The sequence below is a fragment of the Flavobacterium sp. 2755 genome (genome assembly GCF_031455715.1).
Classification (GTDB): domain Bacteria; phylum Bacteroidota; class Bacteroidia; order Flavobacteriales; family Flavobacteriaceae; genus Flavobacterium.
Map to the genome: position 1 here is coordinate 59553 of NZ_JAVDTG010000014.1, position 22321 is coordinate 81873.

At 33.3% G+C, this 22321-nt stretch carries 18 protein-coding genes; 11 read left to right on the forward strand and 7 right to left on the reverse strand.

Features of this window, described 5'->3' with window-relative positions; translation table 11 throughout:
* Window positions 1-23 precede the first annotated feature (23 nt).
* The 3 genes from J2Y38_RS23365 to miaB form a co-directional block, all read right to left on the reverse strand.
* Window positions 24-1283 (reverse strand): sigma-54-dependent Fis family transcriptional regulator, encoded by a 1260-nt coding sequence (locus J2Y38_RS23365; RefSeq protein ID WP_073488816.1) that lies wholly within the window; start codon window positions 1281-1283, stop codon window positions 24-26.
* Between the two features lie 135 nt (window positions 1284-1418).
* Entirely contained in the window at window positions 1419-1790 is a 372-nt protein-coding gene (locus tag J2Y38_RS23370) for a GxxExxY protein (protein WP_180860016.1), read from the reverse strand.
* An 86-nt stretch (window positions 1791-1876) separates the two neighbouring features.
* Complete coding sequence (gene miaB, locus J2Y38_RS23375) at window positions 1877-3322, reverse strand: tRNA (N6-isopentenyl adenosine(37)-C2)-methylthiotransferase MiaB (RefSeq protein ID WP_309847514.1); 1446 nt, start codon at window positions 3320-3322, stop codon at window positions 1877-1879.
* Window positions 3323-3791: 469 nt separating this feature from the next.
* Here miaB and topA point away from each other — a divergent pair, with 469 nt between their 5' ends.
* The 8 genes from topA (at window position 3792) to J2Y38_RS23415 (ending at window position 14958) form a co-directional block, all read left to right on the forward strand.
* Complete coding sequence (gene topA, locus J2Y38_RS23380) at window positions 3792-6308, forward strand: type I DNA topoisomerase (RefSeq protein ID WP_309847516.1); 2517 nt, start codon at window positions 3792-3794, stop codon at window positions 6306-6308.
* 3 nt (window positions 6309-6311) lie between these two features.
* Window positions 6312-7463, forward strand: coding sequence for a formimidoylglutamase (locus J2Y38_RS23385; RefSeq protein ID WP_309847518.1), 1152 nt, complete (start codon window positions 6312-6314; stop codon window positions 7461-7463).
* Window positions 7464-7726: 263 nt separating this feature from the next.
* Window positions 7727-9130: a gliding motility lipoprotein GldK gene (gene gldK / locus J2Y38_RS23390; RefSeq protein ID WP_053470628.1), complete on the forward strand. Its 1404-nt coding sequence runs from the start codon at window positions 7727-7729 to the stop codon at window positions 9128-9130.
* Window positions 9131-9202: 72 nt separating this feature from the next.
* On the forward strand, window positions 9203-9847 hold the full coding sequence (gene gldL, locus J2Y38_RS23395; RefSeq protein WP_056204976.1) for a gliding motility protein GldL: 645 nt from the start codon (window positions 9203-9205) through the stop codon (window positions 9845-9847).
* 52 nt (window positions 9848-9899) lie between these two features.
* The gene (gene gldM / locus J2Y38_RS23400; protein ID WP_053470626.1) at window positions 9900-11441 is read left to right on the forward strand and encodes a gliding motility protein GldM; all 1542 of its coding nucleotides are present in this window, start codon (window positions 9900-9902) and stop codon (window positions 11439-11441) included.
* A gap of 44 nt (window positions 11442-11485) precedes the next feature.
* Window positions 11486-12475 carry a gliding motility protein GldN gene (gene gldN / locus J2Y38_RS23405; protein WP_053470625.1) on the forward strand — a complete coding sequence of 330 codons (990 nt, stop codon included), beginning with the start codon at window positions 11486-11488 and terminating at the stop codon, window positions 12473-12475.
* A gap of 344 nt (window positions 12476-12819) precedes the next feature.
* Window positions 12820-13809: a gliding motility protein GldN gene (gldN, locus tag J2Y38_RS23410; RefSeq protein ID WP_309847595.1), complete on the forward strand. Its 990-nt coding sequence runs from the start codon at window positions 12820-12822 to the stop codon at window positions 13807-13809.
* Window positions 13810-13884: 75 nt separating this feature from the next.
* Entirely contained in the window at window positions 13885-14958 is a 1074-nt protein-coding gene (locus J2Y38_RS23415) for an FAD-dependent oxidoreductase (protein WP_309847523.1), read from the forward strand.
* Here J2Y38_RS23415 and J2Y38_RS23420 read toward each other — a convergent pair.
* Entirely contained in the window at window positions 14939-15322 is a 384-nt protein-coding gene (locus J2Y38_RS23420) for a DUF983 domain-containing protein (protein WP_309847526.1), read from the reverse strand. The genes J2Y38_RS23415 and J2Y38_RS23420 overlap by 20 nt on opposite strands.
* Before the next feature lie 107 nt (window positions 15323-15429).
* Here J2Y38_RS23420 and J2Y38_RS23425 point away from each other — a divergent pair, with 107 nt between their 5' ends.
* Window positions 15430-17343, forward strand: a complete 1914-nt coding sequence (locus tag J2Y38_RS23425; RefSeq protein WP_309847527.1) for an ABC-F family ATP-binding cassette domain-containing protein — start codon at window positions 15430-15432, stop codon at window positions 17341-17343.
* Window positions 17344-17501: 158 nt separating this feature from the next.
* Here the strand turns inward: J2Y38_RS23425 and J2Y38_RS23430 are convergent, their stop codons facing one another.
* Complete coding sequence (locus tag J2Y38_RS23430; RefSeq protein ID WP_309847529.1) at window positions 17502-18464, reverse strand: App1 family protein; 963 nt, start codon at window positions 18462-18464, stop codon at window positions 17502-17504.
* A gap of 63 nt (window positions 18465-18527) precedes the next feature.
* On the opposite strand from J2Y38_RS23430, the gene J2Y38_RS23435 reads away from it, so the two are divergent.
* Window positions 18528-19397 (forward strand): diacylglycerol kinase family protein, encoded by an 870-nt coding sequence (locus J2Y38_RS23435; RefSeq protein ID WP_309847532.1) that lies wholly within the window; start codon window positions 18528-18530, stop codon window positions 19395-19397.
* 34 nt (window positions 19398-19431) lie between these two features.
* Here J2Y38_RS23435 and J2Y38_RS23440 read toward each other — a convergent pair whose 3' ends face one another.
* Both J2Y38_RS23440 and J2Y38_RS23445 read right to left on the reverse strand, forming a co-directional pair.
* A complete protein-coding gene (locus tag J2Y38_RS23440; protein ID WP_309847534.1) occupies window positions 19432-20577 on the reverse strand; it encodes a GNAT family N-acetyltransferase in 1146 nt (381 codons plus the stop codon).
* A gap of 119 nt (window positions 20578-20696) precedes the next feature.
* Window positions 20697-21188: a DUF1761 domain-containing protein gene (locus J2Y38_RS23445; protein WP_291143310.1), complete on the reverse strand. Its 492-nt coding sequence runs from the start codon at window positions 21186-21188 to the stop codon at window positions 20697-20699.
* Between the two features lie 181 nt (window positions 21189-21369).
* On the opposite strand from J2Y38_RS23445, the gene J2Y38_RS23450 reads away from it, so the two are divergent.
* Window positions 21370-22227, forward strand: coding sequence for a Two component regulator three Y domain protein (locus J2Y38_RS23450; protein ID WP_309847538.1), 858 nt, complete (start codon window positions 21370-21372; stop codon window positions 22225-22227).
* Window positions 22228-22321: the final 94 nt, after the last annotated feature.

Here is a 22321-nt window from a genome sequence, read left to right on the forward strand (position 1 = left end):
AGTTTTAACTTCTTTACAGGAAATTACAAGTCGAATTGTTTAATTTTTCGGTACAAAGTTCTTTCAGAAATCCCTAATTCATCTGCAGCCGCTTTTCGTTTTCCTTTGTTTTTTTCTAATGATTTTTTGATCATTTCGATTTCTTTTTGTTCTAAACGCAGAATTTCTTCTTCCTCAATAGTTTCGGCAAATAAATAATTATCATCGGGAATCTGCTGATAGTTTTCTTCGCGGGTGTTTGGCGTCATAACAGCTGTTCTTGGTTCTTCTTCAAAATCAATTTCGCTGTCATTTTCCTGTGATCCGTATATCTTCTGAATCAAATTCGGATTAATATCCTGCATTTTTGAAGTGCCGTTTTTCATCAATTCCAAAGTCAGCTTTTTCAGATCGTTTAAGTCGCTTCTCATATCAAAAAGCACTTTGTACAGAATATCTCTTTCAGTACTAAAATCGCTGTCTTTCTTAGTGTCGTTTATTACAGATGGTAAATTGCTTCCTTCTGATGGAAGATATGAGGATAAAGTTGAAGCCGAAATATCGCGATTGGTTTCTAAAACCGAAATCTGTTCAGCTACATTTCGAAGCTGACGAATGTTTCCGTTCCATCTAAATTTTTGAAGTACGTTTACCGCATCATCATCTAATTTTAACGGAGGCATTTTGTATTTATGGGCAAAATCGGCTACAAATTTTCTGAACAATAAATGAATATCGTCATTTCGCTCACGCAAAGGAGGTAATGTAATTTCGACTGTTGTTAAACGATAGTATAAATCCTCACGAAATTTTCCTTTTTCGATTGCATTAAACAAGTTTACGTTTGTTGCTGCTACAATACGAACATTGGTTTTTTGAACCTGTGACGAACCTACTTTTATAAATTCACCATTTTCAAGAACACGCAGTAATCTCACCTGAGTTGTTAATGGCAATTCACCCACTTCATCAAGAAAGATAGTTCCGCCGTCAGCAACTTCAAAATAACCTTCACGTGTACTTGTAGCGCCTGTAAAAGCTCCTTTTTCGTGTCCAAAAAGTTCACTGTCAATAGTTCCCTCCGGAATCGCTCCACAGTTTACTGCAATATATTTACCATGCTTTCTGTGTGAAAGCGAATGTATAATTCTAGGAATGTTTTCTTTACCAACACCACTTTCCCCAGTTACCATAACCGAAATATCAGTTGGAGCAACCTGAATGGCTTTTTCTATGGCACGATTTAATTTTGGATCATTACCAATAATCTCAAATCGTTGTTTTATTGCTTGAACTGTTTCCATGTATATTTTGTTTCAAGTTTTTGTTTGTTTCAGGTTTCAAGTTTGCACTTTTGCCTTTAACGTTTAAACTCCGGCTTATATTTTTTTTCTTTTGCCACGAATTTCACGAATTTTCACGAATTTTTTGAAAAGAGCTTAATGAATAACTCTTTTATGTTGTAATGACTTTTTATTAAAGTTAATAATAATTCCTAAATCACTATCTGCCAGTTTTAAATAATTAATTGTTTGAGCTGTATGTTCATCAATAATTTCTTTAGATGCTTTGACCTCTAAAATAATTTCATCATAAACAACAAAATCAGCATAGAATTTATGTGCTAAGACAATGTCTTTATATTGAATGCTGTATTCCTTTTCGCGTTCAAACGGAATATTGTGCTTTCTAAATTCATATTCTAAAGCATCTTTATAAACAATTTCAAGAAGCCCTCCACCAAGGATTCTATGAATTTCCATACAAATGCCTACAATTTTAAAATATTCTTCTTTTCTGTATAATTCCATAATTTACTTTTTCAAGCAAATTTATTGAATCATGAAATAAATGAAAGAAAATTCGTGTAAATTTGTGTAATTCGTGGCAAACTAACTTAATTCATTTCACTCAAACCAATAGCTTCACCTTTTAATGTTCCGCTCGTGCAGCTTGTGATTTTCACGTTTACAAAATCACCAATTTTATAATTCTCTTTAGGGAAAACAACCGTAATACTTTGAGAGTTTCTTCCTGAAAATTCATCTTTTGATTTTTTAGAAACTTTTTCTACTAAAACTTCAACTGTTTTTCCAACAAATTCCTCACTTCTAAACCAAGCATGTTTTTGCTGTAAATCGACAATTTCCTGAAGTCTTCTGGCTTTCGTTTCTTCCTCGACATCATCTTTCATTTTTCGTCCGGCCAAAGTTCCTGGTCGTTCAGAATACGAATACATATAACCAAAATTATATTTTACATATTCCATTAAACTCATCGTATCTTGATGATCTTGCTCCGTTTCTGTTGGGAAACCGGCAATCATATCCTGCGAAATCGAAGCATCCGGAACAATTGCTCTAATTTTATCAATCAAAGCCATATATTCTTCACGAGAGTGCAAACGATTCATTTCTTTCAAAATTCGGTTACTTCCAGATTGAACCGGCAAGTGAATGTGTTTACAAATATTTGGATATTTTGCAATAACATGCAGAATACTTTCATGCATATCCTGCGGATTTGAAGTCGAAAATCTGATACGCATTTTAGGGAATCCAACAGCAACCATTTCCAACAATTGATCAAAATCAACTGCAGTCGCTTTTTGCATATCTGAAGCGTTCACGAAATCTTTTTTCAAACCGCCGCCGTACCAAAGGTAACTGTCAACATTTTGACCTAAAAGTGTAATTTCCTTAAAACCTTTGCTCCATAAATCCTGAATTTCGGTCATAATACTTTGAGGTTCACGGCTGCGTTCGCGTCCGCGTGTAAAAGGCACAACGCAAAATGTACACATATTATCGCAGCCACGAGTAATAGAAACCAAAGCAGTAATTCCGTTACTCATCAAACGAACCGGCGAAATATCTCCGTAAGTTTCTTCTTTCGATAAAATTACATTAATGGCGTCACGGCCTTCTTCAACTTCCGCCAATAAATTCGGAAGATCTTTGTAAGCATCAGGGCCAACAACAAGGTCAACTATTTTTTCTTCTTCTAAAAACTGACTTTTCAAACGCTCTGCCATACAGCCCAAAACGCCTACTTTCATTTTCGGGTTCGTACGTTTTACCGCATTGTATTTTTCAAGACGCTTACGAATAGTTTGTTCTGCTTTATCACGAATTGAGCACGTGTTAACCAAAACCAAATCAGCTTCTTCTAAAACCGAAGTTGTATTATACCCGCCTTCAGATAAAATGGAAGCTACGACTTCACTGTCCGAAAAATTCATCGCACAACCGTAACTTTCTATAAATAGTTTTTTAGTATTCTCAGGTTTATTTTCTAAAACAAGACTTTCGCCCTGTTTACTTTCTTCAATAATCTTTTCCATTGTAAAATTTCAAAGTGCAAAGATAGCGTAAATACAGTCAATATGACAAGATGGCAGAGGAGAAATTTTAGATTTTAGATTTTAGATTGCAGATTATTTGTGCTTTTATGAAATTTTTGGGAATCTAAAATATTTAAATAGCACTGAATTTTCAGCTTACATTAAATCTTTGCGAACTTTGCGTAAACCTTTGTGAACTTTGCGGTTAAATTTTTAGTTTTAGCGCTTAGATTTTATATTAATAGAAATGAATTAAGATTCATGAGAAAGCTAAAATCTAAAATCAACAATCTAAAATAAAAGAATTTGACGGTCATAATCCTATAAAAGTTATACCTATATATATATTACAGAATATTACAGATAAATCTGCAATTTTAAGTTTCATAATATCAAAATACCTCAAAAATTCAATCGCGAGGTTAATATTTAAAAAAAATAAATACTTTTGTTGCAGAAAATAAGAGCAATGGCAAAGAATTTAGTAATAGTGGAATCACCTGCAAAGGCGAAAACGATCGAGAAATTTCTTGGGAGCGATTTTCAGGTGGAGTCAAGTTATGGTCACATAGCCGACTTACCATCAAAGGAAATAGGGGTAGATGTAGAGAATGGTTTTAAACCTAAATATGAAGTTTCTCCGGATAAAAAAGCCTTGGTAAGTAAACTTAAGACACTATCTAAAAATGCCGAAATGGTTTGGTTGGCAAGTGATGAGGACCGCGAAGGAGAAGCTATTTCATGGCACTTGGCGGAAGAACTGAAACTGGATACGAAAAAAACAAAGCGAATTGTTTTTCATGAAATCACCAAATCTGCGATTCTTAAAGCAATCGACAATCCAAGGGAAATTGATTATAATTTAGTAAACGCACAACAGGCACGTCGTGTCCTGGATCGTTTAGTAGGTTACGAATTATCTCCGGTTTTGTGGAGAAAAATCAAAGGAGGACTTTCTGCTGGCCGTGTACAATCTGTTTCTGTACGTTTGATTGTGGAGAGAGAACGCGAAATTCAAAGTTTCAATGCTGTTGCAACCTATTCAATTGTTGCCGAATTTGTAAACGAAGCAGGAAAAGCTTTCAAGGCAAAACTTCCGAAAAATTTTAATACTAAAAAAGAAGCCGAAGATTTCTTAAATCAAAACATCGGTTCTAAATATACGGTAGCTGATTTAGAAACTAAACCTACCAAAAAATCGCCAACAGCACCTTTTACGACTTCTACACTTCAACAGGAAGCAGCAAGAAAATTGTATTTGCCAGTTGGTATCACAATGCAGTTAGCACAGCGTTTGTACGAAGCGGGACTTATTACTTATATGAGAACTGACTCGGTGAATCTTTCAAAAGATGCAATGGATGCGGCTGAAGCTGAAATCATAAAATCATACGGAAAAGAGTTTTCGAAACCGAGAACTTTTGCAACCAAAAGTAAAGGAGCACAAGAAGCGCACGAAGCAATTCGTCCAACTGATATGTCTCGTCATACTGTAAATATTGATCGTGATCAGGCTCGTTTATATGATTTGATCTGGAAAAGAACATTAGCTTCGCAAATGAGCGATGCACAATTAGAAAGAACAAACGTGAAAATTGAAGCTGATAATCACAGCGAAATTTTTGCAGCTTCGGGAGAAGTTTTACTTTTTGAAGGTTTCTTAAAAGTATATCTTGAAGGTCACGATGATGATGAGGAAGAACAAGAAGGAATGCTTCCGGCATTAAAAGTAAACGAAAAGTTAGCTAACAATTATATTACAGCTACAGAACGATATTCAAGACCGCCTTCAAGATATACTGAGGCATCTTTAGTGAAAAAACTAGAGGAACTTGGAATCGGGCGTCCGTCTACGTATGCACCAACAATCTCTACAATTATCAACAGAAATTATGTTGAAAAAGGGACGCTTGAAGGTCAGGAACGTAAATATACGCAGCTTACTTTGCAAAACAGTAAAGTAGGAGAGAAGGTTTTAAAAGAAAATACAGGTTCAGATAAAGGAAAATTGGTTCCGACAGATATTGGAACTATCGTAACAGATTTCTTAGTTAAGAATTTCGGAAATATTTTAGATTATAATTTTACTGCAAAAGTAGAACAGGATTTTGATGAAATTGCCGAAGGAAATATTGACTGGGCAATTATGATGCAGGATTTCTACAATAAATTTCACCCAAATGTAAAAGAAGTTGAGGCAAATGCTGAACGTGAAAGCGGTGAAAGAATTCTTGGTAAAGATGCTGACGGAAGACAGGTTTCTGTTCGTTTAGGAAAATTTGGACCAATGGCTCAAATTGGGGAAGCAGACGACGAAGATAAAAAGTTTGCCAGCTTAATGGCAGATCAAAATATTGGAAATATCACCCTTGAAGAAGCTTTGAATTTATTCTTACTTCCTAAAACTTTAGGAGATTATAAAGGAGAAGAAGTAGAAGTGAGCAACGGTCGTTATGGTCCTTATGTTCGTCACGGAAGTGTGTTTATTTCATTACCTCGAGGAGAAGATCCTTTGAGTGTTACCAAAGAAAGAGCACAGGAATTAATTGATGAAAAAGCTCTTGCAGATGCTCCAATTGCAGTTTACAAAGGAGAAGCTGTTCAAAAAGGTGTGGGACGTTTTGGTCCTTTCATTAAATGGAATGGTCTTTTTGTAAATGTGAGTAAAAAATACAATTTTGATAATTTATCACAGGCTGATGTTGAGGAATTAATTGAAGATAAATTACAAAAAAACATAGATAAAGTTCTTCACAATTGGGAAGACGAAGGAATTTTGGTTGAAAAAGCGCGCTGGGGACGCTCGGTTATTACAAAAGGTAAAATCAAAATTGAGCTAAGCAAAGATGTTGATGCTACAAAGTTAACATTGGCCGAAGTTCAGGAAATGATTGAGAAAAAAGCACCGGCTAAAAAAACCGCTGCTAAGAAAACAACAGCAGCAAAAAAAGCACCAGCAAAAAAAACAGCAGCAAAAAAGAAATAAAGAATGGAATTTGATTTTCTAGAGCCTTTAAATGATGGAATTTTAAAATTCATTAGTTCATTGTCTTCACAAGAACTGGGAAGTAAAATTGTTCTGCATACTCAGGATCAATTTCCGGATATTAGTAAAATTAACATTGCAATTGTAGGTGTTTTAGAAGACCGACGCAATATTAACATGGTTAATGAAGTTAATCTTACTACAGTTCGTAAAAAGCTTTATGGAATGTTTCCCGGAAATTGGGATGCGTCAATTGCTGATTTAGGAGATATCCTTGCCGGAGATTCTGTAGAGGATACTTATTTTGCAGTTAAGAAGGTAACTTCTGCATTAATTAAAAATAAAGTCATTCCTATAGTTCTAGGAGGTTCGCAGGATTTGACATACGCTTTATATCGCGCATACGATGATTTAGAGCAAATGGTAAATATGGTTGCCGTAGATAACAGATTTGATTTTGGAAAAGAAGATGAAACAGTTTCGGCTAATTCATACTTAACAAAAATCATAATTGATGAGCCTAATAATCTGTTCAATTACTGTAATATAGGATTTCAAACGTACTATAATTCGCAGGAAGAAATTGATTTAATTGAAAAATTGTTTTTTGATGCTTACCGTTTAGGTGAAATCTCAAACAAAATAGCGCTGGCAGAACCTGTTTTTAGAGATGCTGATTTAGTTAGTATCGATTTGAATTCGGTAAAGTCTTCAGCTTCAGGAAATTCTATTACATTTGAACCAAATGGTTTCAACGGAAAAGAGATTTGTTCTTTGGCAAGATATGCGGGAATTAGTGACAAGGTATCTTCTTTTGGAGTATTTAATCATAATAGTACAGCTGCAGAAGCGCCTATTATTGCTCAGATTGTTTGGTATTTTATTGAAGGATATCACTATCGTTCAAAAGAATACCCATTTGGAAGCAGAACAAATTATTTAAAATATATTGTTCCTTTAGAAGAGGAAGAACTGGTTTTTTATAAAAGTGATAAAACAGAGCGTTGGTGGATCGAGATTCCATTTGAAACAAACGGCAGCAATAAACTAAAAAGAAATACGTTATTACCGTGTTCTTATGAAGAATATTTGAGCGCTTGTAATCAAGAATTGCCAGAAAGATGGTGGAAAGCACAGAGAAAAAACGCTTTGTAGAAGAAAATTTTAATGAAAATCTTAATTTTTTCAAGTTTTTCAAAATATAGTTAAAAAATTTAGTAAGATAAGGTTTATATATTATAAAATTTAACGTTTTACGTCGATTTTTTTAATCAGTTTGTCGATGAAATATTTTTTTTTTATTTTATTTAACATTATTTTTGAACGGTAAAATAAATTTCGCAAGTAGTATTGTTTTTTAGATAAATAATAAATACGTTTACGGACTTTTAATAATGAATAGATAATCCCAAATTTATATGAAGAAGTTTATTGCATTTGCAGCAATGTTAACACTAGTAATCGGCTGTGGTAAGTCAGGTGACAAAGGTGAATTAGTTGGTGTTACAGGAGGGAAATGGCATCCCGAGAAGCCTTATGGAATGACATTAGTTCCTGGTGGATCTTTTATCATGGGTAAATCAGATGCTGATTTAGCTAACGTAGAAGATGCTCCTACTAAAACAGTAACAGTTAGATCATTTTATATGGACGAAACTGAGATTACTAACAGTGAGTACCGTCAATTCGTAGAATGGGTAAAAGATTCTACAATGAGAGTACGTCTTGCTATTTTGGCTGATGAAACTGGTCAAAAAAGTACTGGTGGTAAAGGTGCTAAAGGAGGAAGTATCGCTGATTATGCATTTAATGATTCTGAGCCGGATAAAATGACAGCTTACGATAAATATATGTATGATAACTACTATAGTGTAGGAACAAAAGATGATCCGTATGCTGGTAGAAAATTAAACAAAAAAGTTAAGTTAATTAGAGATACTAAAGCTTATCCAGATGAGTATTATGCTGAAGTAATGGATTCTATGTATTTACCAATTGAAGAATCATACAATGGTTTAAGAACAATTGATGTAAATAAATTGAAATTCCGTTATTCTTGGATGGACATTCAGGCTGCTGCAAAAGCTAAAGTTGGAAAAAGAAAAGACTTCGTTAAAACTGAACAAGTTAGTGTATACCCTGATACTACAGTTTGGATTAAAGATTTCGCATATTCATATAATGAGCCAATGCATAATGATTATTTCTGGCATAAAGCTTATGGAGATTATCCAGTAGTGGGTGTAACTTGGAAACAAGCTAAAGCATTCTGTGCTTGGAGAACTTTAAACAAAAACAGCTACATTAAATCTAAGAAAAAAGGACGTGACCTAGTTAACGCATTCAGACTTCCAACAGAAGCAGAATGGGAGTATGCTGCAAGAGGTGGTCTTGAGTCTGGTACTTATCCTTGGGGAGGTCCTTACACTAAGAGTGACAGAGGATGTTTCATGGCAAACTTTAAGCCTAACAGAGGAGATTATGCTGCTGATGAAGCTTTATATACTGTTGAAGCAAAATCTTACGAACAAAACGGATACGGATTATATAACATGGCAGGAAACGTTTCAGAGTGGACAGATTCAGCTTATAATCCAAACGCATACGAGTATGTTTCTACAATGAACCCTAACGTAATTGACGGAAAGAACCAAAGAAAAGTGGTTCGTGGAGGATCTTGGAAAGACGTTGCTTACTTCCTACAAGTAAGTACTCGTGATCACGAATATGCTGATTCTGCAAGAAGTTATATCGGTTTCAGAACTGTACAAGATTACATGGGAACTCAAGTAACTGGAAACGGAACTGGTAAAAAGAAATAGTAATTTATAATTCAATCAATACAATAACCAAATCGAATCTATTTTAAAATTAAAACCTAAAAAAAAATTATTATGGCATTATTAAGTAAAAAAGCAATGAATTTCGCTTATGGTATGGGAGCGGCAGTAGTAATCGTTGGAGCATTATTCAAAATTACTCACTTTGAAATTGGACCATTAACAGGAACAGTTATGCTTTCAGTTGGTTTGTTAACTGAGGCGTTAATCTTCGCGTTATCTGCTTTTGAACCAGTTGAAGACGAGTTAGATTGGACTCTTGTTTACCCAGAATTAGCTAACGGACAAGCTAGAAAAAAAGCGGATAAACCAGAAACTACTGATGCCCAAGGATTATTATCTCAAAAATTAGATGCAATGTTAAAAGAAGCTAAAGTTGACGGTGAGTTAATGGCAAGCTTAGGAAACAGCATCAAAAACTTCGAAGGAGCTGCTAAAGCAATCTCTCCAACAGTTGACTCTATTGCAGGACAAAAGAAATATTCTGAAGAATTATCTGTGGCTGCTGCTCAAATGGAATCATTAAACAGTTTATACAAAGTACAATTAGAAAGTGCAGCAAGAAATGCTGAAGCTAATAAAGAAATCGCTGATAACGCATCTAAATTAAAAGAGCAAATGGCGTCTATGACTGCAAACATTGCTTCTTTAAATAGTGTTTATGGTGGTATGCTTTCTGCAATGAGTAACAAAGGATAATTAGTTTTTAACTATTATATTAAAATTATTAATAAGAACTAATTAGAAAAAAATGGCAGGAGGAAAATTAACCCCTAGACAGAAGATGATTAACCTGATGTATCTGGTTTTCATCGCGATGTTAGCAATGAACGTATCAAAAGAAGTAATTTCTGCTTTTGGTTTGATGAACGAAAAATTTGAAGCTGCAAACACTACTTCAGTTACAACGAACGAAGGTTTATTACAATCTTTAGATCAAAAAGCTGCTGAAGCAAAAGGAGAGTTCATTACTGCAGCAGAAACTGCTCACAAAGTTGAAGGAATCTCAAAAGAATTTTACGATTATATAGGTACTTTAAAAGCTCAGTCTATCAAAGGATTTGAGGTTGAAAAAGAAACTGGAAAACTACCATACGAAGCTATGGATAGAGGTGATAACATCGACGACTGGTTTACAGGAGACGGTTACACTAAAAAAGGTAACGAAATTATCGCTAAAATCGAAAAATACAAAGCAGACTTAAAAGCTGCTTTAGGAACAGATAAAAAGTACGCTAACATTATTGCAGAAGTTGAAAAGAAATTTGACGTTTCTGAAGTAAAAAACAAAGAAGGTATAAAAGAAAAATACTTAGCTTACCACTTTAAAGGTTTCCCTGCAATTGCATCTGCTGCTAAACTTTCAGCTTGGCAGAATGACGTTAAAAAAGCAGAAACTGATGTTTACAACAGTGCTTTAGGAAAAGCTGCAGTTGCTGCTGCTTCTTATAGCAACTACCAAGCAATCGTTGTTTTAGATAAAAATGCTTATTTCCAAGGAGAAAAAGTTACAGGTAAAGTAGTTTTAGGTCGTTATGACGAAAACACTAAACCAACTTCATTCCAAGGTCCTGGACAAATTGTTAATGGACAAGCTGTTATCTCTTTAACTGCTGGTGGTGTAGGTGAACAAAACATTAATGGTCAATTTACTTTCTTAGAAGACGGTAAAAATATTCCATTGAAATTTAAAGGAACTTACGTTGTAGTTCCAAGACCAAACTCAGCTACGATTTCTGCTGATAAAATGAATGTAGTGTATAGAGGAGTTGTTAACCCAATCTCTGTATCATTTGCAGGAGTTGATGCTAACAAAATCTCTGCTAGCGCTCCAGGATTATCTTCAGCTGGTAAACCAGGTAAATATAACATGAGCCCAGGTTCAGGTACAGAAGCTACAATTTCTGTAACAGGGACATTACCAAACGGAGATAAAGTTACTGATAAGAAATCATTCAGAATTAAAGGTATTCCTGGACCAACAGGAACAATTAGAGGTGAAATGGGTGTTGTTAAAGGACCTAGATCTAACTTAGAAATTGCTACTATTGGTGCTAAATTACTTGATTTTGATTTTGAAGTTGGTTTAGATGTTGTTGGATTTAACATGAAAATTGCTGGACAACCTACAGTTGTTGTTACTGGTAATAGATTAAATGCACAATGTAAGCAAGTACTTTCAAGAGCAGGTAAAGGAGATCAAGTTACTATTTCTGAAATTAAAACTAAACTTGTTGGAGCTGGTAGTTATTTATTACCAAGAACTGCTCCGGTAATTTATGAAATACAATAATTAAGTACTGAAATCTTCAGTCAATATCTTATAATAATACCACGATGAAAGTAAGAAATTTTTTAATAGCTATTGTTCTAATCGCTGGAGGTTTTGCTTCTAATGCGCAATCAAATTTGCTAAATGCAAAAACGCCTGCCCAAATTGGGCTTAAAACTCCTGCGCAACTTATCTCTGATAATGATAAGCCTTTAGCTTACGGTTATGTTGATGATAGAGATATCTTGATGGGTAAAACAACTTGGGAGATTATTGACTTAAATGAAAAGATCAACTTCCCTATGTATTTTCCAGTAGATACTGCTAATATTGGTTCTGATAGACGTTCATTATATGATGTTTTGACGAAAGCTGTTAGAAAAGGCCAAATAACTGAGGTTTATTCCGATAGTTATTTCAATACTAAAAAATCTATGAAAGACATCGAAGGTGCTTTATCTCGTATTGACACAACAGATGCTGGTAGAGAACTTATCAACCAATATCCAGATGACTATAAAGCACGTGTTGTGAAGAAAAAAGTAGTTACTGGTACTGGTAAAAAGAAAGTTGTTACTTATGTAGACGAAACAGTTGGGCCAACAAGAACAGTTCCTGCTGAATATATCTTAAAGCAAGATCTTACTGCTGCAGATGTTACTCAGTATAAAATTAAAGGATACTGGTATTTTGATAAACGTCAAAGTGAATTAAAATATCGTTTACTTGGAATTTGTCCTGTAACTCCAGACGTTTACACAATGAACAGTGACGAGAAGGATTATATCGAATTATTTTGGGTTTTCTTCCCAAATGCGCGAGCAGTTCTTCATGAAGCAAAAGCTTTCAATGATAGCAACTCAGCTCTGCCAATTTCATTCGATCAGATTTTAAATTCAAGACGTTTTAATGCGATTGTCTATAAAGAAGAAAACTTGTACCAAGATCGTGAGATCAAAGAATACATGAAAGATAACGCTCAAAATCAGTTATTGGAATCTGAAAGAGTAAAAGAGAAGATTCGTAACTTCGAACAAGATATGTGGAACTACTAAGTTCTAAAATTAAATAATAAGAGAAACTCTTGCTACTAACGTAGCAAGAGTTTTTTTTTTGATCAGATCTCAACACTTTTAATACTTTCTTATATAAATTTTAGTAAGCTTTAGATTTTTCAAAAAAACCGAATAGTAAAGAAAGATATTACAAAAGGATGATTTTGTTTTGTAATACTCAGATTTATAGTGGTTTGTGAACTATTTATTGTATGTTAGCTAAACGTTAATTAAATTTAATTTTTAAATTTGTAATTATAATTTCTACAATTTGATATTATTGTAAGAAAAATAACAATATTACACATCAAACTGCGTTTAGGTTTATTATAAAAAATATTATGATGAAAGTGAAAAGTTTTTTAATGGTTATTGTTTTTATCGCTGGCGGCATTATTTCTAATGCTCAATCTAATTTACTAAATGCTAAAACGGCAGATCAAATTGGGCTTAAAACAGCTGCGCAGCTTATCTCAGATAATGATAAGCCTTTAGCTTATGGCTATGTAGATGATCGTGATGTTTTAATGGGAAAAACAACTTGGGAAATTATTGATTTAAATGAAAAAATAAATTTTCCTTTATACTTTCCTGTAGATACTGTTAATATTGGTTCAGACAGACGTTCACTTTATGATGTTTTGACCAAAGGAATCAGACAAGGAAAAATAACTGAAGTTTATACAGACAGTTATTTCAATACTAAAAAATCTATGAAAGACATAGAAGGTTCATTAACTCGTGTTGATACAACAGATGCAGGTAGGGAACTTATAAATCAATATCCGGATGATTTTAAAACACGTGTTGTAAAGAAAAAAGTTGTAACGGGTACTGGTAAAAAGAAAGTGGTAAATTATGTTGACCAAACTATAGGTCCAACAAGAACAGTTCCTGCTGAATATATTTTAAGACAAGATCTTACAGCTGCAGATGTTTCTCAATACAAAGTAAAAGGATATTGGTATTTCGATAAACGTCAGAGTGAATTGAAATATCGCTTACTTGGTATTTGCCCTGTAACGCCAGATGTTTATACGATGAATAGTGATGAAAAAGACTACATTGAGTTATTCTGGGTTTTCTTCCCAAATGCACGAACAGTACTTCATGAAGCAAAAGCTTTTAACGACAGTAATTCAGCACTTCCAATTTCATTTGACCAAATACTCAATTCTAGACGTTTTAACGCAATTGTTTACAAAGAGGAGAATATGTATGGAGATCGAGAGATTAAGGATTACATGAAGGATAATGCGCAAAACCAGTTGTTAGAATCAGAAAGGGTAAAAGAGAAGATTCGTAACTTCGAAGAAGATATGTGGAACTACTAAGATCAAAACCAATTATAAGAAAAACTCTTACTACCTTTGCAGTAAGAGTTTTTTTATTTTATCTATACATTCACAATGCTTGATTATTTAATCGTGGGATCTGGGCTGGCTGGGATTTCTTTTGCAGAAGTTGCCCTTAAAAACAATAAGTCTATTTTAGTTGTTGATGACAAATCTCAAAATTCTTCCCGAATTGCGGGAGGTTTGTATAATCCGGTTATTTTGAAACGTTTCAGTGAAGTCTGGAATGCTAAGGAACATTTGGTCTTAATGAATGAGTTCTATGAACAGGTAGAAGACAAGCTGCAAGAAAAATTCAACTTTAAAATGCCTATTCTTCGAAAGTTTTTTTCAATTGAAGAACAGAATAATTGGTTTGCGGCTTCTGATAAAATTAACTTAGCTCCCTTTTTATCTACAAAACTAATTACTAAAAAATACCAAAGTATCGATTCACCTTATGATTATGGTGAAGTTTTGCATACAGGTTACGTTAAAACCGGACAATTATTAGAAAGCTACAGAGAGTATTTAAAGAAGAATAATTTGCTTCTGGAAGAATCTTTCCATAGCTCTTTTTTAGATTTTCATGATTCAGGAATTCAGTATAAAAACATTAAAGCCCGTCATATCATATTTGCAGAAGGTTTTGGACTACATAAAAATCCGTATTTTAATTATCTGCCTTTGGATGGAACAAAAGGTGAGCTGTTTTTAATAAATGCACCTAATTTAAAATTAGATGTAATTGTTAATACAAGTGTTTTTATTCTGCCAATTGGGGGTAATTTGTATAAAGTTGGTGCAACTTATAATTGGCATGACAAAACAGATCTTCCAACCGAAGAAGGGAAACAAGAACTTTTGGATCGTATTAAAGAGATTATTACCTGCGATTTTGAAATTGTAAAACATTTTGCAGGAGTTAGACCTACAGTTGCAGATAGAAGACCTTTAGTTGGTACTCATGAAGTCTACAAATCTATTCATCTTCTTAACGGATTAGGAACCCGAGGTGTAATGCTGGGACCGGCTTTGGCGAAAATGTTGTATGATAATATTGAAAACGGAATTCCATTAGACCGGGAAGCAGACATAAAACGCTTCCATAAAAGATATTTAAAATCCCTTATCCCTGACCAGCCTTAGGATCGTAAGAAACAAACATATTGATATATAGATTTCGGGAAAGTCGCAAAACAAACGGAAACAAAACAATTAAAGTAATAACAATTGCGATAAAAGATTCTCCAATACTTGCTCCAAAAAACACAAATGAAACAATAAAAGCAGCAATTCCCACTGCAACATTTAATCCGTAACTCACATACATTGCACCATAAAAAAACGAAGGCTCAATTTGATATTTTAAACCGCAATGACTGCAATGATCGTTCATTTTTAGAACTTTAGTCAAATGAAGCGGATTTTTGTCTGAATACATGCTCTCTTTTTGGCATTTTGGACAACTTCCTGTTAAAATACTATTTAGTTTGGATCCTTTTTTTAACATTTGCAAAAAATTTACATTACCATTTATTTAGGTAACGCAAATTTACAATTTTCATTCTCTGTTTATGGTATCAAAACATGAAACTTTAAACTTTAAACAACAATTTAATGCTTAATATACACAATCTTTCGGTTTCTTTTGGAGGAACATATTTATTTGAAGAAGTTACTTTTCGTTTAGGCGCCGGCGACCGTGTGGGTCTTGTTGGTAAAAACGGAGCAGGTAAATCGACAATGCTTAAAATGTTGGCAAGAGATTTTGCTCCGGATTCAGGAGTTATCTCTCAGGAGAAAGATATCAAAATGGGATTTTTACGTCAGGATATTGATTTTGAACGTGGAAGAACTGTATTAGAAGAAGCTTATGAAGCTTTTACCGAAATTAAAATTGTAGAAAAAAAGCTAGAAGAAATCAATCATCAATTGGTTACCAGAACCGATTATGAAAGTGAAGAATACGGACAGATTATTGAAGATTTATCTGATTATACACATCGTTTTGATCTTCTTGGAGGTTACAATTATGTTGGAGATACAGAGAAAATTCTTTTAGGATTAGGTTTCAAAAGAGAAGTTTTCAATAATCAAACCGAAACATTTTCAGGAGGTTGGAGAATGCGTATCGAGTTGGCAAAATTATTATTACAGTCAAATGATGTATTGCTTCTGGATGAGCCAACGAACCACTTGGATATCGAAAGTATCATTTGGTTAGAAAGTTTTCTTCGAAATTATCCCGGAGTTGTTGTAATTGTATCACACGATAAAATGTTCTTAGATAACGTTACAAACCGTACAATCGAAATCTCTTTAGGAAAAGCATACGACTTTAATAAACCTTATTCTCAATATTTAGAACTTCGCCATGAAATTCGTGAAAAGCAATTGGCAACGCAAAAAAATCAGGCGAAGAAGATAGAAGAAACAGAAAAATTAATCGAAAAATTCCGTGCAAAAGCATCAAAAGCTTCGATGGCGCAATCGTTAATTAAAAAGTTAGATAAAGTAGAAAGAATTGAAGTTGATGAAGACGATAATTCTGTAATGAATATTTCTTTTCCGGTTTCAAAAGAGCCAGGAAAAGTAGTTATTGAAGCCGAAAATGTTACAAAAGCATACGGAGACAAAACAATTTTAAAAGACATAAGTTTACTTGTAGAAAGAGGAAGTAAAATTGCTTTTGTTGGACAAAATGGACAAGGAAAATCTACTTTCATCAAAGCGCTTGTAAACGAATTTGAATACGACGGAACTATCAAATTAGGGCATAATGTACAATTAGGATATTTTGCTCAAAATCAGGCAGAATATCTTGATGGCGAAATCACTTTACTCCAAACTATGGAAGATGCGGCAACAGACACCAATCGTATGAAAGTGCGAGATATGTTGGGATCTTTCCTTTTCCGAGGTGATGATGTTGAGAAAAAAGTAAAAGTACTTTCAGGAGGTGAGCGTAACCGTTTAGCGCTTTGTAAATTGTTGCTACAGCCAATAAACGTATTGCTGATGGATGAGCCTACGAATCACTTAGACATAAAATCTAAGAATGTTTTGAAAGCAGCACTTCAAAAATTTGGCGGAACTTTACTATTGGTTTCTCACGACAGGGATTTCCTTCAGGGAATGTCGAATATCGTTTACGAATTTAAAGATCAAAAAATCAAAGAATATTTAGGCGATATCAATTATTTCTTAGAACAGCGCAATCTTGAAAACATGCGTGAAGTGGAGAAAAAAGATGTTGCAAAAGCGGCTGCTCCAAAAGAAACAAACAAAGCATCATACGAAGATCAGAAAAAAGGAAAAGCACTTCAAAACCGATTGAGTAAAATTGAAAGTCAGATTCAGCAATTAGAAAAAGACATTCAGCATGATGATAAAATGCTTGCTTCTAATTACGACAAACACATCGAAGACGCTTCGTTTTTTACGGCATACAACAAAAAGAAAAAAGATTTAGAACAATTACTTATAGACTGGGAAGTTGTTCAGGAAGAGATTGATAATTTTAATGTTTAGTTAGTTTTCAGTCGCAGTCTCAGTTTTCAGTTTCTGAAAAACATATTTAAGGCCTTTGGCAAAGTTTCAAACTTTGCCAAAGGTTTTTTCTTTACATTAAAAAATAAAAAAATCTGTTTAAACCAGCGTTATCCGTGTGCCATAATCAGCAGCAAAACTTATTTAATAATCCCAATAGATCTGGAATGCGTAATCGCTTCGCTGCTTTCTTTAAAATAACAAACAGAAACATCAAGCGATTCTAAATTTTTCATGATCTTTTTGACTTCCTTTTTTTTGCTTTTGCCTGTTTGTCGAATGTAAACGGCTATTACAGTAACAGGAAATATTTTGCAGATTCGTTCGTATAAAACGGGATCGTGCTGGGAATCATCTCCCAGTAAAACATATTTAAGATTAGGATAAAATTCTAAAACATGTTTTATTTTATCAAATTTATGATCATGATTTCCGCGTCCGCTCATGAAGAAATCAGTAATTCCTCTTCTAATATCTTTCAATAAAATAACGGCGCGGGGCAGATTATGAATTTTGGTAAATTCTATAATAAATCGGTACAAATTCCATTCGCTGCTCGAAACATAAAAAAAAGCATTTTCCTCTTCTTTATTGTGTCTTCCGGCAGAACTTAAAGCCTGATAATGCGGAACAACATCTTTAAAAACCTTTCGATCGTTTACATTCTTAAAAAGCAAAATGTACATTTTTTTAAAGATATTCTGCGTATGCGAAACCAAAAAAGTATCGTCGATATCAGATATAATTCCCAGATTTCCTTTATGTGGACGTATATAACTTCCTTTTGAAACAATAGTTTTACCGCCATATTTGATACTTACTTCGTATTCGATCCATCCAAAAGGACTTTCTTTTTCAAGCGGAATACAGAATTTAAAATAACCATCGTCCAGCGTTTTGGTATGAATTTCCTGTTTGCCGCATTTAAGGTAAACATCAAAATTTTCAATTGTTTTTATCCTGAATTGATTAACTACAGAACGTGCATTTTTTAGGTTTTTCTTCTGGAAATCATAATCATACGTTCTTTTAAAGACATGCCCCATTACAATTAATTCTTCTTCATTGGCATAACCCCGATATAATTGTAAAATTGGTTTCATTAATTCCGTATATTTATATAACACTGTAAATTAATTATTTTAATTGGTTTTAAAAATAAAATTTTGAAAAAGAATATCATATTTGTTGTAAACCCTATTTCGGGAGATCTTGATAAATCGAGTTTAATTGAGGCTGTTGAGGAGTTTGCAACGACAAATCATTTTGATTTGGAAGTTTATGAAACTACCGGCAAAAATGATTTAAAGGAAATACAAGCACTTTATAATCAATATCAGCCAGAACGAATTATAGTTGCGGGCGGCGATGGAACCATAAAAATGGTTGCCGAAGCTATGGAAGATCATGATGTAATTATCGGGATTTTGCCAGCAGGATCTGCAAACGGACTTTCGGTCGATTTAAATCTGCCTGCCGGAATCGAAGAAAATCTTAAAATTGCTTTTCAGCATCATTATATTGAAATGGATATGATTTGCATTAATGGCAAAAAAAGTATTCATTTAAGCGATCTTGGGTTGAATGCCAATTTGGTAAAAAATTACGAAGAAAGCGATGTAAGAGGATTTTGGGGTTATGCGTTGCAAGCCTTTACAACATTAACAGAATCTGATGAACCTTTTGTGGCAACTATATCAGCTAATAATAAAACTGTTGATCATGTGGCAAGAATGATTGTTATTGCTAATTCGCAGAAATACGGAACAGGTGTAATCATTAACCCAAATGGTTCAATGAACGACGGAAAATTTGAATTGGTGATTTTAAAAAGCCTCGATTTATTATTAATTGGAAAAATTATTACCGGAAACATGCCTATAGATTCTGAAGATATTGTAATTATTTCGACAGATAAAGCAGAAATAAAAACAGATTATCCGGTTCATTTTCAAATTGATGGTGAATATTGCGGAGCGCAAAAGGAATTAGAAATTCATATTCTGCACAAACAAATGAAACTAGCCGTTCCTTAAATCTTTGACAAAGTTCAAAACTTTGTCAAAGCTATTATTTAAAAGGATTGCGTTCCTGCCATTCTGTTTTTGGCTCTAAATAATTAAAAAACCTTGCAATATTATGATTGATTAAAGCATTACTATGCGTGATCAAACCGTACATTTTTACAGGTTTAGCACCAACAGAACTTTTAATTTCGAGAGCAGTTCTGGCAAATACAATTTCCTTAAATCCCTTTTTAATAGAATAGGCAATCATATCGTAAAGCATGTTTAAATACAACATTTTTTCGCGCTGAACACTTTCGTCATAACCTAAAAAATAAGTATCCATAACTTCTCCGTTTTTAATCAGCGTATTAAAACCGATTAGTTTTTCATCTAAAAAATAACCATAAAGCAAAAAATCCTCTTTCATGATTTCTTTAAAAAAACTGAAATGGTTTCTGGCCAGAAAAAAAGTATTAAACGGAGCATTTTTTGCCACATGAAAATACAAATCGTAAATAACATCTTCATATTTTCTAATGTCAGCTAAAGACAATTGCTGTTTCTCTATTCCTTCAGATTTTTTGCGGGCGCGTTTGTATTGGTCCCGATATTTTTTTGATAATGCATCAACGTAATCTTGTTCTGTTTTCCAATTTTCGTTGATTTTAAAAATCATATTTGGCTGTGTCGAAAACGTATAATTGTTTTTAAATTCAGCCTGCAGAGGTTCAATTTCTTTTGCAGTAAAATCTTTTATGCTGGTGATGTGGACTTTCTTTCCGCTTTCTTTTAAATCCTTTTTAAGCTGATTAATAGCTTTATGAAGAGTTTTTATAGCTTTAGATTCTTTTACATTTTGATCAAAAACAAAAGCATTCTGTCCCGTTAGCATATTGTTTCCAACAAATAATACGTGGGAAGCGAAATTTTTTAAAGCAAAATTACGAACAGATGTTTTTAAACATTGGTCGCGTTCACCAAAGGATTCCAGTTTTTCGGCAAATAAAAATTGGGTTAAAACAATTCCGATCAGTTTTTCCTCTTCAAAAATTCCAATAAAATGACAAATCATATTTACCGGACAAGAGTTTTCCAGTACTTCGAGATATTCCCGTGTCAAAAAAATATTATCTGCAGCCAGCGAATTCCATTCTAAAGGTAGTAATGACGCGCTGTTATAGATTTGAAAAGAATAAGTTGTATTCAAAAGTGTGAGCTAATTTCTTCAAAATTAGATAATATTTGTAATAACTCATTTTCTTTAAGTTATTATTAAGAAAAACCCGTTTGAGTTTTGGTTTCAAACGGGTTTGTAGTATTTATAAATTAGGCAAACTGGCAAACAATACCGCCTATTATAGTTAGGGTAAGCATCCAATATCCGGCATGAATAAAGATGTATTTCCAAGATTTTCTTTCGAATAAACCATTAATTCCGACTATAGGAAAAGCAAAAAACAATCCCGACATAAAACCATGAAGTGCGCCATGTTTAAAAGTACGGAAAGCAGTTCCGTAATCTGCCATGAAAGCGTGGAAAGATGGTTTTGCAGTTTCAATAAATTGCGGGCCGCCTATCATTCCAAGAGCGCCGGACTGATGAATGGTAAACGACATTAAAGCCATTGAAAGCATTACTGAAAAAATGTACGTAAACCCAAATATTTTGAGCATGTTTCCTTTTTTCAGGTCTTCTTCAGTAAAATTATTTTCTCTCATCCAAATTGTTCCAAAAACTTTTGGATGATACCAGATAAAACCGATTATGAGTGTCACAATCGCGGCAACGAAAAATGTAATTAGGTTAATTTTTTCCATAATATAGGTTTTTGTAATTAGTTGTTTCAAAAATAGTTAAAAAACTATAACGATTTCGATAATTTTATAAAGAAGAAAAGTAAGACGAATTTTTTATTTATCAACACTTTATCGACATAAGAGGCTTTATATCTAGTAATTAACTAATTTTAAGCAGAAAAACATATCCCCCAAATCTGTTATGAAAAGCCTTGCAACACTTTTTTTAGCATTTGTTTTTTCTCTTAATATTTTTGCAGATACTGTTTCAGATAAAGAGAAAGACGCGCTAATTAAATTATATCATGCGACAAATGGTTCGCAGTGGAAAATAAAATGGGATTTATCACTATCAGTCTCAACCTGGTATGGAGTTCATGCCGAAAATGGAAAAGTAATTTCTCTAAATTTAGCTGATAATAATTTGCAGGGAGAATTGCCTGCTGAATTTTTTGAGCTGGTAAATTTAGTGACAGTTGATCTTCATAAAAATAATCTTAAAGGACAATTATCAAATTCAATCATTAATTTTAAAGAACTTCAGGTTTTAAATGTTTCTGGTAATCAGTTATCTGGAACAATTCCGGGAAGTATTTGTGATTTGAAGAATTTGAAAGATCTGGAACTTTTTAAGAACAATATTTCCGGTGAATTACCTCAGGAAATTGGAAAACTAAATCAATTAGAAATTCTTTGTTTGTTTGATAATCAAATTGCAGGTGTTTTGCCAAGTTCGTTGTATAAAATTTCGACTTTAAAAATTCTGTTATTAAATAATAATAGATTATCTGGCGCCGTAAGTTCAGATATTTCTAATTTGAATATTCTGCAAAATTTAAGTTTATACAATAATAGTTTTGGTGGTGAGATTCCTAAGGAATTAGAAAAAATGCCTAATCTTTCAGAAATGAATCTTTCCTATAATAAATTCACAGGTTCGGTTTCAAAAAGCCTTACTTTATTAGATGCTTTGAATATGACAATGTTTGATGAAAATGGCAAGTTATTTTTATTAGATGTAAACGAAGAAAAAAAGTCTGAAAATAGTATTGTAAACTAATTCTATTTATGAAATTTCACTTGATTTCTGATAATCAGGTGTTTAAAAACATGAAAGCTGTAATTCGTTACAGCTTTTTTAGTTATATAGTTTA

Coding starts and splice junctions, on each gene's coding strand:
- J2Y38_RS23450 (WP_309847538.1), top strand. CDS start 21,370: ATGAAAAGCCTTGCAACACTTTTTTTAGCATTTGTTTTTTCTCTTAAT.
- miaB (WP_309847514.1), bottom strand. CDS start 3,322: ATGGAAAAGATTATTGAAGAAAGTAAACAGGGCGAAAGTCTTGTTTTA.
- J2Y38_RS23415 (WP_309847523.1), top strand. CDS start 13,885: ATGCTTGATTATTTAATCGTGGGATCTGGGCTGGCTGGGATTTCTTTT.
- J2Y38_RS23365 (WP_073488816.1), bottom strand. CDS start 1,283: ATGGAAACAGTTCAAGCAATAAAACAACGATTTGAGATTATTGGTAAT.
- J2Y38_RS23370 (WP_180860016.1), bottom strand. CDS start 1,790: ATGGAATTATACAGAAAAGAAGAATATTTTAAAATTGTAGGCATTTGT.
- J2Y38_RS23430 (WP_309847529.1), bottom strand. CDS start 18,464: ATGAAACCAATTTTACAATTATATCGGGGTTATGCCAATGAAGAAGAA.
- gldL (WP_056204976.1), top strand. CDS start 9,203: ATGGCATTATTAAGTAAAAAAGCAATGAATTTCGCTTATGGTATGGGA.
- gldN (WP_309847595.1), top strand. CDS start 12,820: ATGAAAGTGAAAAGTTTTTTAATGGTTATTGTTTTTATCGCTGGCGGC.
- gldK (WP_053470628.1), top strand. CDS start 7,727: ATGAAGAAGTTTATTGCATTTGCAGCAATGTTAACACTAGTAATCGGC.
- gldM (WP_053470626.1), top strand. CDS start 9,900: ATGGCAGGAGGAAAATTAACCCCTAGACAGAAGATGATTAACCTGATG.
- topA (WP_309847516.1), top strand. CDS start 3,792: ATGGCAAAGAATTTAGTAATAGTGGAATCACCTGCAAAGGCGAAAACG.
- J2Y38_RS23425 (WP_309847527.1), top strand. CDS start 15,430: ATGCTTAATATACACAATCTTTCGGTTTCTTTTGGAGGAACATATTTA.
- J2Y38_RS23445 (WP_291143310.1), bottom strand. CDS start 21,188: ATGGAAAAAATTAACCTAATTACATTTTTCGTTGCCGCGATTGTGACA.
- J2Y38_RS23420 (WP_309847526.1), bottom strand. CDS start 15,322: ATGTTAAAAAAAGGATCCAAACTAAATAGTATTTTAACAGGAAGTTGT.
- gldN (WP_053470625.1), top strand. CDS start 11,486: ATGAAAGTAAGAAATTTTTTAATAGCTATTGTTCTAATCGCTGGAGGT.
- J2Y38_RS23385 (WP_309847518.1), top strand. CDS start 6,312: ATGGAATTTGATTTTCTAGAGCCTTTAAATGATGGAATTTTAAAATTC.